Source organism: Streptomyces sp. NPDC107498 (assembly GCF_055582805.1).
The window spans coordinates 85,471-99,147 of record NZ_JBVJPE010000013.1 but is presented as its reverse complement, the minus strand read 5'-3'; the positions used below and the strand labels follow the sequence as shown (position 1 = coordinate 99,147).

Annotated in this window: 15 protein-coding genes and 1 tRNA gene; 12 read left to right on the top strand and 4 right to left on the bottom strand. The window is 72.3% G+C overall.

Annotation, left to right across the window (positions count from 1 at the left end):
- Positions 1-11 precede the first annotated feature (11 nt).
- From ACZ66Z_RS23050 to ACZ66Z_RS23010, 9 genes are all read left to right on the top strand, one after another.
- The gene (locus ACZ66Z_RS23050; RefSeq protein ID WP_030688073.1) at positions 12-356 is read left to right on the top strand and encodes an SCO3933 family regulatory protein; all 345 of its coding nucleotides are present in this window, start codon (positions 12-14) and stop codon (positions 354-356) included.
- 3 nt (positions 357-359) lie between these two features.
- On the top strand, positions 360-1,715 hold the full coding sequence (locus ACZ66Z_RS23045; protein WP_469936769.1) for an FtsK/SpoIIIE domain-containing protein: 1,356 nt from the start codon (positions 360-362) through the stop codon (positions 1,713-1,715).
- Between the two features lie 83 nt (positions 1,716-1,798).
- Entirely contained in the window at positions 1,799-2,500 is a 702-nt protein-coding gene (locus ACZ66Z_RS23040) for a DUF2637 domain-containing protein (RefSeq protein ID WP_469936767.1), read from the top strand.
- Positions 2,501-2,512: 12 nt separating this feature from the next.
- Positions 2,513-2,704 (top strand): mobile element transfer protein, encoded by a 192-nt coding sequence (locus ACZ66Z_RS23035; protein ID WP_469936765.1) that lies wholly within the window; start codon positions 2,513-2,515, stop codon positions 2,702-2,704.
- 19 nt (positions 2,705-2,723) lie between these two features.
- Positions 2,724-2,882: a hypothetical protein gene (locus ACZ66Z_RS23030; RefSeq protein WP_250765506.1), complete on the top strand. Its 159-nt coding sequence runs from the start codon at positions 2,724-2,726 to the stop codon at positions 2,880-2,882.
- A gap of 11 nt (positions 2,883-2,893) precedes the next feature.
- A complete protein-coding gene (locus tag ACZ66Z_RS23025) occupies positions 2,894-3,226 on the top strand; it encodes a SpdD-like protein (protein ID WP_469936762.1) in 333 nt (110 codons plus the stop codon).
- A gap of 88 nt (positions 3,227-3,314) precedes the next feature.
- Positions 3,315-4,712: a replication initiator protein RepSA gene (repSA, locus tag ACZ66Z_RS23020; protein ID WP_469936760.1), complete on the top strand. Its 1,398-nt coding sequence runs from the start codon at positions 3,315-3,317 to the stop codon at positions 4,710-4,712.
- The gene (locus tag ACZ66Z_RS23015) at positions 4,709-4,918 is read left to right on the top strand and encodes an excisionase family DNA-binding protein (RefSeq protein WP_385605330.1); all 210 of its coding nucleotides are present in this window, start codon (positions 4,709-4,711) and stop codon (positions 4,916-4,918) included. Before repSA ends, ACZ66Z_RS23015 begins: the two co-directional genes overlap by 4 nt.
- Entirely contained in the window at positions 4,918-6,054 is a 1,137-nt protein-coding gene (locus ACZ66Z_RS23010; protein WP_469936758.1) for a tyrosine-type recombinase/integrase, read from the top strand. Before ACZ66Z_RS23015 ends, ACZ66Z_RS23010 begins: the two co-directional genes overlap by 1 nt.
- A 100-nt stretch (positions 6,055-6,154) precedes the next feature.
- Here the strand turns inward: ACZ66Z_RS23010 and ACZ66Z_RS23005 are convergent.
- Positions 6,155-6,229 (bottom strand) — tRNA-Val (locus tag ACZ66Z_RS23005).
- Between the two features lie 165 nt (positions 6,230-6,394).
- Here ACZ66Z_RS23005 and ACZ66Z_RS23000 point away from each other — a divergent pair.
- The 3 genes from ACZ66Z_RS23000 to ACZ66Z_RS22990 all read left to right on the top strand — a co-directional run bounded on the left by ACZ66Z_RS23000 (position 6,395) and on the right by ACZ66Z_RS22990 (position 8,844).
- On the top strand, positions 6,395-7,150 hold the full coding sequence (locus ACZ66Z_RS23000) for a DUF4097 family beta strand repeat-containing protein (protein WP_469936756.1): 756 nt from the start codon (positions 6,395-6,397) through the stop codon (positions 7,148-7,150).
- Positions 7,151-7,294: 144 nt separating this feature from the next.
- Positions 7,295-8,593 carry a hypothetical protein gene (locus tag ACZ66Z_RS22995; protein ID WP_469936754.1) on the top strand — a complete coding sequence of 433 codons (1,299 nt, stop codon included), beginning with the start codon at positions 7,295-7,297 and terminating at the stop codon, positions 8,591-8,593.
- Positions 8,594-8,625: 32 nt separating this feature from the next.
- Positions 8,626-8,844 (top strand): FmdB family zinc ribbon protein, encoded by a 219-nt coding sequence (locus tag ACZ66Z_RS22990; RefSeq protein WP_469936752.1) that lies wholly within the window; start codon positions 8,626-8,628, stop codon positions 8,842-8,844.
- A gap of 100 nt (positions 8,845-8,944) precedes the next feature.
- On the opposite strand, the gene ACZ66Z_RS22985 is transcribed toward ACZ66Z_RS22990, so the two are convergent.
- From ACZ66Z_RS22985 to ACZ66Z_RS22975, 3 genes are read right to left on the bottom strand one after another with little or no spacing between them, the layout of a single operon-like run.
- Entirely contained in the window at positions 8,945-9,757 is an 813-nt protein-coding gene (locus ACZ66Z_RS22985) for an HAD family hydrolase (RefSeq protein ID WP_469936750.1), read from the bottom strand.
- An 8-nt stretch (positions 9,758-9,765) separates the two neighbouring features.
- On the bottom strand, positions 9,766-12,369 hold the full coding sequence (locus ACZ66Z_RS22980) for a phosphoribosyltransferase (RefSeq protein ID WP_469936749.1): 2,604 nt from the start codon (positions 12,367-12,369) through the stop codon (positions 9,766-9,768).
- 18 nt (positions 12,370-12,387) lie between these two features.
- Entirely contained in the window at positions 12,388-13,572 is a 1,185-nt protein-coding gene (locus ACZ66Z_RS22975) for an HpcH/HpaI aldolase/citrate lyase family protein (RefSeq protein ID WP_469936748.1), read from the bottom strand.
- Between the last annotated feature and the right edge of the window lie 105 nt (positions 13,573-13,677).

Sequence of the window (13,677 nt, the reverse complement as noted above, 5' to 3'; positions counted from 1 at the left end):
AGTGATCCACTGTGCGTCAGATCCCCGTCGACACCTCCGCCGCGATGGTGATGGTGGCCCAGCCCCCGGCCCCGAAGATCGCGAACCGGCAGACCGGTGAGATCGCCACCGACCGGGACACCGGTGCCCCGCTGATGACGGTCGACGTCATGTTCGTCATGGACGGCAACGCCGAGATCCTCAACCTGACCGTGCCCAAGACCGGCATCTCCGAGGAGCTGTCCATGGGCACCCCGGTCGCCCTGACCGGCGTCGTCGCCCGGCCGTGGGAGAACGAGTTCAACGGCCAGAAGCGCCACGGCATCAGCTTCCGCGCCGTCGCCGTCACCTCGCTCGCCGCCGCGAAGGTCGGCTGACCCATGACCGCCTTAACGGTCTCCCTCGCGCTGGTCGCCACGGTCGCTCTGCTGCTGCGGTGGCAGCGTCCGGCCTGGTACTGGGTGAGCTTCGGCGTCGTTTTCGCCGTGGTGCGGATCCTCGCCCGGTATGCGTCGGTCATGGACGCGTGTGGGCTGACCGTCCCGCCCTCGCGCTGGCGCCTGGCACTGGCCCGGATGACCGGCCGACCTATCCCCGAGTCACGGGCGCCCCGGATCCTGCGGCTGCGGCCGACACGTACCGGACTGGTGCTGCGGGTGAAGCTGCGGCCCGGTCAGGACGCGTTCGACTTCTCCGCTGCCTCGGACCGGCTCCGGCACTCGTTCGTCATGCAGAACGTCACCGCCCGGGAGGTCCGCTCGGGTGTCGTCGAGCTGCGGATGACCGGGTACGACGTCCTTAAGCGGGTCCAGATGCCCGCGGCTGCTCGCGGTGGGGTAATGCGGGTTCCGGTCGCCATGCGGGAGGACGGGGAGGTCTACTACCGCGACTACCGCCAGACCCCGCACGCGCTGAACGTCGGTGCCACCCAGTCCGGGAAGTCCGTCTATCAGCGCAACCTCGTCGCCGCGCTCGCCGCGCTGGATATCGCCCTCGTCGGGATCGACTGCAAGCAGGGTGTCGAACTCGCCCCGCTCGCGCGACGGTTCACCGCCTTGGCCGACAATCCTGATGCAGCTGCCGACCTCCTCGACGCGCTCGTCGAGCACATGGAGGAGGTCTACCAACTGATCCGACACGAGCAGAGATTGAGTGCAGACCTGCCGGATGCGGAGATCACCGCCGACATCTGGGACCTGCCCGATCACCTGCGACCGACGCCGATCGTGCTCCTGGTCGATGAGGTCGCCGAACTCGCCCTCTTCGCCACGAAGGAGGAGGAGAAGCGGCGGGATCGGATCATCACCTCCCTCGTACGGCTCGCCCAGCTCGGTCGTGCCGCCGGCATCTACCTGGAGATCTGCGGGCAGCGCTTCGGCTCCGAGCTCGGCAAGGGCATCACCATGCTTCGCGCCCAGCTCACAGGCCGGACCGCTCACCGCGTCAACGACGAGACCTCCGCCAACATGGCCTTCGGCGACATCGCCCCGGATGCCGTACTGGCCACGGTCCAGATTCGCACCGACCGGCCCGGCACTGCTGTCGCCGGTGACTCCTCCGGTGGGTGGGTTCGCATTCGTACTCCCCACCTCACGCTCCGGCGGGCCGTGAACATCGCGAACTCCCACGCCCACCGCACGCCCGAGATCCCCGCGCTGGATGCCTTCCGGCCCGTCCTGCCGCCCCTGGGCAAAGCCGCGGCGCCCTCGGCCGTCACGGCTCCTGCGATCGCCTGAATCCCCTCGCTCGACGGCGGCGTGACCGTTTCACTCCAGGTCCCTACCTCGCCCATGCCCGAAACCGGAAGGAGGCTCCTCCGATGCGTCCCATCCGCCGACCGGACGCCGTCCTCGTACAAGCCGTGATCGCCGGCGCCTTGTCCTTCGCTCATCTCCACGACCTGGCTGCGGCTGCCGGACAGTCCGGTTGGAAGGCTTGGGCCTACCCGGTCTCCGTGGATCTCCTGCTCGTCGCCGCCTGGCACCGGCTGCGAACCTCGCGGGCCGCCGGTGAACCTGCCCGCTCGGCCTGGACGTGGTTCATGGTCGCCCTGGCCGCGTCGCTCGGTGCGAACGTCGCCACCGCCGGGCTCCTCGACCTCGGCCACGTTCCCTCCTGGCTGCGCATCCTCGTCGCGGGCTGGCCCGCCCTCGCATTCCTCGGCGGGACTCTTCTTGTCCACTCCCCTGGACATCCAGCGGTCGCCAAGCCTGCAGAACCCGACACGGACACCGAGCAACCCTCGGCCGTGGAAGCGGTCATCGAGCGGGATGACGTGGTCGAGCCGGAGCCCGAGGTCGCCGCCGCCCCGGTCCTCCCCTCTCCGGAGTCGGAACCGGAACAGGTCCAGGAACCCGAACCCGCCCCCGTGGCCGTACCGCCGGCACTCGTCGCTCATGCCCGGAAGGTCGCCGACGACTACCGCACCCGCACCGGCTACCCGATCGACGCCGACACTCTCCGCGCCCGCCTCGGCGTCCCGCCCCTGATGGCCGACGCCATCGCCGCCCAGCTCGCCTGATGGGAGACCCTCATGGCCCCTCGCGATCACTTCCACTCCGTGATGCGGATCGGCCCGGTGCAGATCGGCACCCACCGCGACCGTCACGGCCGCATCAGGTACGCCGCGGTGTGCACGGCCGACGGCTGCGGCTGGTCCGCCGAGTACTCCAGCTCCTCGGCCGCCCAGCTCGCCGCCCGCACGCACCGCTGCAAGCCCCGCTGACTCCAAGGAGATCTGCGTCATGGACGTTCCGCTCTGGCTCGCCCTGATCGTCGTCGGCGGCCTCGGCATCAAGCTCATCCGCCCGCCCTGGTGGCTCGTCGCCGTGATCCTCCTCGGCGGCTACCTCCTCGCCGACAGCATCCTCGCCCCGCTCATCGACAACACGATCAACAAGTAGGGAGAACCGTCATGTTTCAGCCACGCATCCCGGTCAACCCGCTTCCGAACGGCATCGTCACCCCGCTCGTCCAGCCGACCGTCACCGCCGACATCGCGCCCCACCAGACGGCTGCCCCGGTGGTCTGCAACCACCATCACGCGCCGGTCCCGGCGCGGTCCTCCGCCGTCCACCTCACCCCCGCCGGCCTGGCCGTGGTCGTCGTCGGCGGCGTCGGAGCCGTCCTCGTCGTCGGCACGGTTCTGGTCTCCATGCTCCTCGCCGTCGCCATCAGCGCCGTCTCGGTCGCCGTGTGCGCCGTCGTCCTGCGCTCGCTCCTCAACGGCCAGCACCGGCGCCGCTAGTCGGGCCTCCGGGCGGCTCAACCGCCAAGTCTCCGCCGCCCGGAAGCCCCGCCCCTAGCCAGCTCGCAGAACCAGAAGGAAGCACTCCATGATGACCGTCCCAGCCGCCTCGTCGACGGGGTTCGACACCGCCACCCTGGGCGACATGCTCCGGGTGGCCGGGTCCCCCGGCTTCGACCGCTGGAAGGAACAGATCCACCGCACCGGCGGCTGCTCCCACCCCATCCACCTCCAGGGCTGGACCCTCACTCGCGACAAGAGCACCGGGGAGACCCTCCACCGGTACTCCACCGACACCGAACCGGGCGCCCGGCTCCGGATCGCGTGCGGCAACCGCCGGGCCTCCCGCTGCCCCGCCTGCGCGTGGACGTACGCGGGCGACACGTACCACCTCATCCGCGCCGGCCTCGCCGGAGACAGCGCCCGGGACATCCCCGCCACCGTCCGCGAACACCCCCGCGTCTTCCTCACCCTCACCGCCCCTTCCTTCGGACCGGTCCACAACCGCCCCGGCACCCAGCCCTGTCGCTGCGGCGTCCGCCACGCCGAGGACGACACCGCCCTCGGCACGCCGCTCGACCCCGAGTCGTACGACTACGCCGCTGCCGTCCTCTTCAACAACCACGCCGGGCAGCTCTGGCAGAGGTTCACGAATCGACTCCGCCGGGAGATCGCCGCCACGGCCGGCCTCTCGCAGAGGGAACTGAAGGAGGTCGCCCGGATCTCGTACGGGAAGGTCGCCGAGTTCCAGAAGCGCGGCGCCGTCCACTTCCACGCCGTCGTCCGCATCGACGGCCCGGACGGTCCCGACTCCCCGCCGCCGTCGTGGGCGACCACCGAGCGCCTCACGGATGCCATCCGCGCCGCCGCCACCCACGCGTACACGATCGTGACTGTCCCCGGCGCTGGCGATCAGCCGTTACGTCGCCTCCGCTGGGGCACCCAGCTCGACATCCGCCCCGTCAAAGCCTTCGGCGACGGCTCCGACATCACCGAACAGGCCGTCGCCTCCTACATCGCCAAATACGCCACCAAAGCCGCGGAGACCACCGGCAGCCTCGACCGGCGCATCGGCAACCGTGAGGCCCTGGTCCTCCTCGGCGTCCCCGACCACACCCGCCGCCTCGTCGAAGCCTGCTTCGACCTCGACCCGCTCTACCCCGACCGCCGCCTCCTCGCCTGGGCCCACATGCTCGGCTTCCGGGGCCACTTCTCCACCAAGTCCCGCCAGTACTCCACCACCCTGGGCGAACTCCGCCAGACCCGCGCCGACTACCGCGCCGCCCAGGAGCGCACCGCCCGCGGCCTCGACGACGTCGAGCCGGACACCGTCCTCGTCCTCACCTCCTGGTCCTACGTCGGCCAGGGCCACTCCCCCGGTGAGGCCGCCCTCGCCGCCTCCATCGCCCGGGACATCCAGCTCAACCGCGAGACCGCCCGCGAAGCCCTACGCGACCAACTCGCCCTGGAAGGAGTAACCGCATGACCGACCGACTGCTGACCGTGGGCCAGGCCGCCGAACTCCTCGGCACCACCGAGAGGTTCCCGCGCCGACTCATCGCCGAGCGCCGGATCGTCTTCGTCAAAGTGGGGCGGCATGTCCGCATTCCTGAGCGGGCCCTGGAGGAATTCGTCCTCGCCCACACCGTCCAGCCGATCACCACTCGTCGCCGATTCGCGGCGGTGGCCTGATGGCGAACAGCAAGGGAAAGCGTCGCCGCTTCGGTGCGGTGCGCAAGCTGCCCTCCGGGCGATTCCAGGCTCGCTATCAGGGACCGGACGGGCTGACGCGATCCGCGCCCGAGACGTTCGCCTCGCAGACCGATGCCGATCGGTGGCTCGTCCGCAAGGAAGCGGAGATCATCGACGGCAAGTGGAAGAACCCGGACGACAAGGTTCTCTTCGGGGTGTACGCCGATGCCTGGTTCAAGGAACGCGACTATGCGGCAACCACCCGCGAACGCAACGGCAGCGCACTACGCCTCCACATCCTGCCGACCTTCGCGGACGTGGTCCTTAGCGAGATCACGACACCGCAGATCCGTCGCTGGCGTGCCGGCCTCCTGGAGTCGGGGGTCGGTGAGCCGACGGTCGCCAAGGCGTATCAGATCCTCCGCGCCATCATGAACACCGCGGTCGACGACGAGCTGATCCAGCGCAACCCCTGCCGTATCAAGGGCGCCGGAGCGTCCAAGACGGCTGAGCGGCCGTTCCTCGACGTCGCCGAGGTCTTCCAGCTCGCCGACGCCGTGCCGGCGCGCTTCCGGGTGTTCATCCTGCTGGCGGCCTTCACCGGCCTCCGCTTCGGAGAGCTTGCCGCGCTTCAGCGCCATGACGTCGACCTTGACCGGCGAACCGTCGCCGTACGGCGTTCTCTGGCAGAGACCCGCACCGACGGGATCCTGGTCAAGACACCCAAGAGCGCGGCCGGTGTGCGTACCGTCGCCTTCCCTGCCTCGCTGGCGGAGAGCCTGGCTACTCATCTCGCCGTCTACGCCGAGCCGGGGCGGACTGGGCTGGTCTTCACCGGAGCCCGCGGCGGGCAGCTGCGCCGGAACAACTTCCGCCGGCTGTGGCTGCGGGCCCTGAAGGACACCGGCCTCCGCGACGTCCACTTCCACGATCTGCGCCACACCGGGAACACCCTCGCCGCGACCGGCGGTGCCACGACGCGTGAGCTGATGCAGCGGATGGGGCACTCGTCGGTGCGGGCCGCGCTGATCTACCAGCACCTGGTGAACGGGCGTGACCACGCCATCGCCGCCCATGTGGATGAGCAGATCAAGAAGGTCCGGCCGGGCGAGTCCGGCGACGCATCTGGCACGTAACTGGCACGGCGCCCCTCCCCCGCCTTCCCGGCCAGGGAACGGACAAGGCCCAGGCTCCCGGTTCAGTACCGGTGACCTGGGCCTTTGTCGTGTTACCTACTGGTGGGCGCGGACGGTTTCGAACCGCCGACATCTGCTTTGTAAGAGCAGCGCTCTACCCCTGAGCTACGCACCCGTGGAAGAGGCAACAGCCTACATGGCCGGTGGGCGGGTGTCGCAAACGGACGGGGGCGGGGGGATAGCCCCACCCCCCGGGCGGTGGGTCGCCGGATCGTGGTGGGGGGTGGTGGGGTCCTACGGTCGGGGGGTCGTGGACGTCGTTTCTGGGGGATTGATCGTCATGGTCGTACGCCGCACTTCCCGTGCGCTGCTCGCTTCCGGTGTCGCCGTGCTCGTGCTGGCGGGGTGCGGCGCCGACGTCGCGGGGGCGCCGGTGGAGCGGAAGACGTTCGCGTTCGACGGGGACGCGCTCACCGTCGACTCGGACAACTCCGAGCTGGTGATCACGCCCGCCGACGTCGACGACGTGCGGGTGGAGCGGCAGGTCGACGGGTGGGTGTTCATGGGGACCGGGCCCGAAGCCGACTGGAAGCTGGTGGACGGGCGGCTCACGCTGCGGGTGGAGTGCGACGCCGTCGCGGCCGGCTGCGGTGCCGTGCACCGGATCCGGGTGCCCCGGGGCGTCGCCGTCACCGTCGAGGACGACAACGGGGGCGTGACCGCCGAGGGGTTCACCACGCCCCTGAAGGTGCGGTCCGACAACGGGGACGTGCGGGTGCGGAAGGCCAGTGGGGTGCTCGATCTCGGCGGGAGCAACGGGGACGTGAGCGTCGAGGACTCCGTCACCTCGCCCGAGGTCTCCGCACGGTCCGACAACGGGGACGTGCGCATCGCCCTCGGCTCCGTCCCCCGCAAGGTCGACGTCGTCACCGGCAACGGCGACGTGACCGTGACGGTGCCCAGGGCCGAGTACGCGGCCTCCGGCTCCAGTGACAACGGCGACGTCCGGCTCGACGTGCCCCGCCGCGACGGCAGCGGGCACGTCGTGAGCCTGCGCAGCGACAACGGGGACGTCACCGTCCGTACGGTGAACTGACCGGGCCGTGTGTTCGTCCTTACCGGGTGGGAGAATGAACCGGACCGGGCACGGCGGACACAGCACGGGGAGCAGTACGTGGCGGCGAGCGACAAGACACCCCCCGGGGGCACATCGGCGCCCAGGGGTCCCTCCGCGTTCCGGTTGGCGCTCGCGCTGCCCCTGCTCGTGGGCGCGCTGCTGCCGCAGGCCTTCGCGGGCGGCGGGACCCGCCGCTGGTTCGGCGGGCGCGGCGAGGGGCAGCGGGCCGAGGCGCAGGCCGCCAAGGACGCCGCCGCGGCCGCCTTCTACGAGCTCGACACCGCCCAGCGCGGGCTGCGCATCTCCATCGAGACGATCACCGCCGTGGACGGCTCGCCGGAGGCGCGTCGCGCCGTCGAGGGGTTCGAGGCGCTCGGGCGGCGGATCGACGAGGTCAGTCACGGCTACATCGGCGCCGTCGACGCGCATGATCTCGACCGGGACGAGTTGGACGCCGCCACCGCCTCGCGCGCCCGCGCCGATCTGACCCGGGCCAAGGAGGAGCTCGACCGCGTCAAGGGCGAGTTGGACCGGTTCGAGGAGGGGCTCGCTCCGCTCCTCGGGCGTGCCGAGACCCAGCTCGCCCGGCTCGCGCCCGCCGTCGAGCGGGCCCGGCAGGCGCTGCGGAGCGCGAGCGGCGCCCTGGACGGCGCCCGGGAGAGCGGGCTGCGCGCCGACGACCTGGCCGCGCGACTCGCCGCGCTCGGGCCCGAGCTGACCCGTCTCAACGAGGGCGCGGGCCGTCACGGCGTCGCCGAGACGCTCCAGCGCGCCGACCGGGTGCTGCGGGACGCCGAGGCCGTACGGACCGAGGCCGCGCGGCTGCCCGAGCGGGCCGCCGAGATCGACAAGCGGCTCGTGTCCCTGCGTACCCGCACCGAGGCGCTCACCACCCGCGCGGGAGGTGTCGAGCCCGTCCTCTCCGAGCTGCGCCGGCGGTACTCGGCCGCCTGCTGGCAGGACCTCCAGCACGTGCCGGAGCAGGCCGTCGTGACCCTCCGGCAGGCCGAGGAGCGGCTCGCCGAGGCCGGAAAGGCGCGGACCGAGCAGCGCTGGCCCGACGCGACCTCGCTGCTCTCCACGGCCCGCGCCCTGCTCGACTCGACCGACGAGGCCGTCTCGGCCGCCGGGGACCGGCTGCGCCGCCTGGACGCCGTCGCGAAGGACCCGAAGGCCGAGGTCGACCGGGCGCGGTTCGCGGTACGGGACGCCCAGCGGCTCGCGATGGCCGGGCGGAACACGCCCGACCCCCGCCACGCCCGGCCCCTCGACGACGCCGTCGCCCGGCTCGACCGGGCCGTGGACGGTCTGGAGGGCCGCCACCCGGACTACTGGCACTTCCTGACCGAGCTGGAGGCCGTCCGCGCCGCCGCCGCGCGGGTCGTCGGACAGATCCGGGAGGAGCGGGGCGCCGGGCACTGATGGCGTACGCCTCCCGCCGTTAGCCTGTTCCCATGCCTCGTTACGAATACCGCTGCCGCACCTGCGACGACACCTTCGAGCTCAGCCGTCCCATGGCCGAGTCCTCCGCTCCGGCCGCCTGCCCCGCCGGGCACGACGACACCGTGAAGCTGTTGTCGGCCGTGGCCGTCGGCGGTTCCGCCGGTGCCGCACCCGCCCCGAGCGGGGGCGGAGGCGGCGGCGGTTGCTGCGGCGGGGGCTGCTGCGGCTGATCCTTCCTTCCGAGCTGTCGGCCGTACTCTTCGCTCCGGCCGGTCGTGACCTCCTGTCGGGCGGTCGTGCCCGCTGGTCAGCCGGCCGGCCGCGTCCCCGTCAGCCCGTTGCGGCCGCCCGGAAGCGGCGGAGGATCTCCTCCCCCGCCGCCACCCCGCGCTCCGCGAGGACGTCGAGGTGGGGTGCCGTCCAGTCGCTGTCGGCGAGTTCGCCGTGGCCCGGGCGCCAGGCGCGGTCGGCGGCGAGCAGCAGGTCGGCGTCGAGGAGGGAGTCCCCGGCGGCCAGGGTGAGCGTGGCGCCGGTGCGGCGGGCGACCTCGCGGACGGCCGCGCTCTTGGTGAGCGGCTTCGGCACGGCGTACACCTTGCGGCCCTGGAGCGAGACGGTCCAGCCGCGGTCGCCGGCCCAGCCGCCGAAGCGGTCCAGCCAGTCCTCGGGGAGTCGCTCCCGCTCGACGACGAGGTAGGCGAAGAGGTCCTCGGCCACCCGGTGCTTGCGCACCCAGGACAGGTCCGTGGTGGCGGTGAGGTAGGCGCGGATCTCGGAGAGCGGCGCGCATTCGTCGTCGAGCCTGCGCAGGACGGACGCGTGCCAGTCGGGGTCGGAGACGCCGTCGACGAGGATGTGCCCGCCGTTGGCGCAGATCGCGTACGCCGGCGCGGTGCCCGGGAGCTGGATGCGCTGGTACTGCTTGCGCGTCCGCGTGGTGGTGGGGACGAAGACGGTCTCGGCGGTCAGCCGCGCGAGGAGGGCGGCCGCGTCCTCGGTCATGTAGGAGAGCGGCTTGGACTCGTGGACCTCGACGCAGAGCAACCGGGGCGCCTGGGCGTCCGGCATGCCGAGGGCGAGGGCCGCGGTCGAGTAGATGAGGGTGCGGTCGAGGTCGCTCGCGACCAGGGTCTTGGCGCTCACGGACGTGCTCACTGGGACACCACCGCCTTGCCGTCGGCGCCTGTCGCACCCTTCGTGTACTGGGGGTGGATCAGTCCCACGCAGTTGTACGGGAGTTCGTCGACCACCTCGATCGGTACGCCGCGCTGCTCGGCGAGCAGTCGGACGTGGGCGAGGTCGGCGTCGGCGCCCCGCTTGGCGAGGATCTTCCAGGGGACGCGGCGGAGCAGGACGCGGGTGGTCTCGCCGACGCCCGGCTTGACCAGGTTGACGTCGTGGATGCCGTACTCCTCGCTGATCCGCTCGACGGCCGCCCAGCCCTCCCAGGTGGGGGTGCGGTCGGTGGTCAGGAGCTCCTTGACGTCCGTGTCGACGGTCGCGGCGACCTCGTCGAAGCGGGCGGCGACGGCGTCGAGGAAGGGCCCGGAGACGTCGGCCCCGGCCAGCTCGCGGTAGAACTTGGCGCCGTGGAAGTCGTCGGGGCCGACGAGGTCGGAGCGGAGGACCGTACGCGATATCAGTCCGGAGACCGTGGAGTTGAGGCACGCGGAGGGGATGAGGAAGTCCTCGCGGGTGCCGTAGGTGCGGACGCAGGAGCCGGGGTCGGCGAGGACCGCGATCTCCGGGTCGAAGCCCTTGAACTCCCTGAGGGCCTCGGCGAGTTCGCGGGTGATGGCGCCCTTGCCGGTCCAGCCGTCGACGAACACGACGTCGGCCGGGTCGTGGTGGGCGGCGAGCCAGCGCAGCGCGTTGGCGTCGATGCCGCGGCCGCGCACGATGGAGACGGCGTAGTGCGGGAGGTCGAGGCCGTGGCGGGCCTGCGCCCAGCGGCGCATGAGGACGCCGACGGGGGTGCCGGCCCGGGCGAGGGAGACCAGGACCGGGCGCGCGGACCGCTCGGCGAGGACGGTCTCGGTGACCGTGCCGACGGCGCGGGCCATCCGGGCGGCGGAGCTCTCCAGGGCGGCGTGGAAGAGCTCCTGGTAGCGCTCGCTGGGCTGGTACTCGACGGGGAGCGACTCGGCGTAGTGGGCGCCGCCGCTCTGGATGGCCTCCTCCCGTTCTTCGGTGGGGGCCTCCAGTTCGACGTCCGAGAGGTCCTGGAGCAGCCAGCCGACCTCTTCGGGGGCGTACGAGGAGAAGGCGGGGCCGCGGAGGGGCTCGGGCAGCATGGAGCTCCTTTCGGGAGCTTCGGGAGCGTCGGGAGCTTCGGTGACGGAGGCCGTGGGGGTGTGGGACGGGATCACCGCGAGCACGACGCGCGGGACGTGCGCGGCGAGCTGGGCGAGCAGTCCGTCCGGGGCGTGCAGGGCCGGGGTGTCGGCGGTGGAGTCGACGACGAGGACGACGGCGTCGAAACCGGCGCCCGCGACGTTGTAGGCGTAGCGCTCGCCGGGCCCGTCGGCGGGGTCGTCGTGGGCCGGGAAGACGAGTCGGGTGCGGATCGCGTAGCCGGGGTCGTCGACGGCGAGGACGGGTGAGCGGGTGGTGGTGGAGCAGCGGACGTCGTGGCCGGCGTCCTCCAGGGCGGTGCCGAGGCGCAGCGGCGCGTACATCAGCTCTTCGGAGCCGAGGACGAGCACGCGGGGCCCCGCGGGCGGCGCGACGGGGACCTGCCCCGGCGTGGCGTCCGCCTCCCGGGCCTCCTGGCCCTCCTGGCCCGCCTCCCGGGCCTCCTGCCCCGTCCCCGCGGTACGGGGCGCCTCCCGGGGCTCCTGGGCCGCCCCCGGGGCCTCCTCCCGGGCCTCCCCGGTGAGGAGTGCCTCCGCGATCCTGTTCGCCATCGCCGGCAGCGCCGCCTCCAGGCGCTCCCGGTGCTCGGTCGTGAAGCCGTGCCGGCCGCCGTCGGGGAGCTCCTCGGGCCAGCCGAGGTCCACCCGTACGGGTGCTTCCCGTGGTACGCCGCGCACGGGACCGGCCTCCGTCCCGTACGCCTTCTCGTGCTCCGCCACCAGCGCCCGGCCCTTCTCCAGGACCCCGTCCGGGAGGCGGACCGTGCCGGCGGCGCCGGCGATCAGGTCGACGCGGGCGCCGATCTCCGTCGCGAAGGCGTCCAGGCGGCCGAGGTCGGCGGCGGAGCGCATGTCGACGAGGGCCACGACGACGTACCGCTCGCGCGGGTAGCGCTCGTGCAGGGCGCGGACGGTGTTGAGGACGGTGTTGCCGGTGGAGAACTCGTCGTCGACGAGGACGAGGGGGCCGTCGCCCGCGAGGAGCTTCGGGTCCTCGGGCAGCAGGAGGTGCGAGGTGGCGTGGGAGTGGGACTCCTCGAAGCCGCCCGCGCGGGCGACTCCGGCCACCGGACGGCGGGTGGAGTGGAGGTACGGGGCGAGGCCGAGGCCGTCGGCGACGGCGTGCCCGAGGGCGGTGGCGGTCTCCGCGTAACCGAGGACGACGGACCGGGCGGCCTCCTCGTCGCCGAGGAGCCCGCGGACGCGCCGGCCGAGGGCGAGGCCGGAGCCGTACACGAGCGAGGGCCGCTGCGGCACGTGCTTGCCGAGCACGTTGGAGACCAGCAGGTGCGCGCGCTTGGGGTTGCGACGCAGTGCGAGGCCCAACAGGGACGGTAGCTCCTCGCCGCCGATCAGTTCGACGCCCAGTCGCTCCGCGACCCACGTTCCGGTCCACACCACGTCGTCGACGTCCCTTCGTCAGCCGGCCAGGCCGGCGGTGAGCAGATCCACGAAGCCGACGTCCTCCTTGGCGACGCCGAAGACCTCGGCGCGCAGGAGGGTGCGCTCGGCCCACGCGCGATGCGGCTTCACCTCGTTCATCTTGTTCGTGTAGGCGGAGCGGAGCACGCCGCCGCCGTCCTGCTCGGGCCGCAGGATGTCCTGGGCGTCGCTCCACTCCTCGTGGCTGACCACGGAGAGGGCGTGCACCGGCACCACGTGGGTGGGGTGGATGCAGGTCTTGCCGAGCAGGCCGTTGGCCCGGTCGAGTTCGATCTCGCGCAGCAGGCCGTCGAGGTCGTGCTCGATCAGGGCGGTGCGCAGGTCCTCGGCGCGGCCTTCGAGGAAGGGGCTGCGGCGCAGCTGTGGCTTGAACATGCGCTCGCCGGGGCGGAAGTACTCCCAGACGGGCCCGGTGACGGTGAAGCCGGTCCCGTCGGAGCGGCCGAGGACGTTGACGACGTCGGCGATGACGCTCGCGACGATCTTGATGTCGTAGGCGGTCATGTCGGGCGAGCGGCGCAGCCCGTAGGCGGAGCAGAAGTCGGTGACGCCGAGGCGGAGGGCGAGGACGCGGTCGCGGTGCTTGTCGGTGATCGAGGCGATCCCGGCGAGGGTCTCGGCCCGCGTCTCCAGGTGGAGGAGCTCGGGGGACTCCAGGACGGGCATGGCGAAGAGGCGCCTGCCGGTCGTCCGCTCGGCCTCGACGAGCGCTTCGAGGAAGGCGTGGCCGCGGGCCTCGGTGAACTTGGGCAGGACGAATCCGGACAGCAGGCGGACGGATGCGCCGAGGCGGTCGACGAGCTCGGTGATCTGGCGCGGTTCGCGGACCCGGATGAAGAGCAGGGGCAGGTCCGGGGCGGTGTCGGCGTCCGTCCCGGTCCCGGCGGCGAGGTCGGCGAAGTGCCGGACGAGGTTCTCCTCGCCCGCCTCGACCTCGGCGTCACCGATGGAGTCCTCCAGGCAGAGCACCATGGAGACCACTCCGCGCCCGGCCTGTTTGCGCACCGCGTCGGCGAGCCGGGGCCGGGTGGCCGGGCTGTAGAGCGTGGCGCCCAGGGCCACGGCGAGCGTGCGCGCGGGCGAGTCGGCCGTGAAGTCGGCCGGCTGCCGGTGGAACAGCCCGTCCCGTACCGCGGACGGGATGTGCCCGAAATGACGCATGTGAGTCCCCCGTCTGCCTCTCCGGCCCTGATGACGCGTGGCCGGTAATAGTACGTAGGTGCGGGTGTCCGTAGTTCCCCGGGCATGTGAAATTCGGGTGACCCG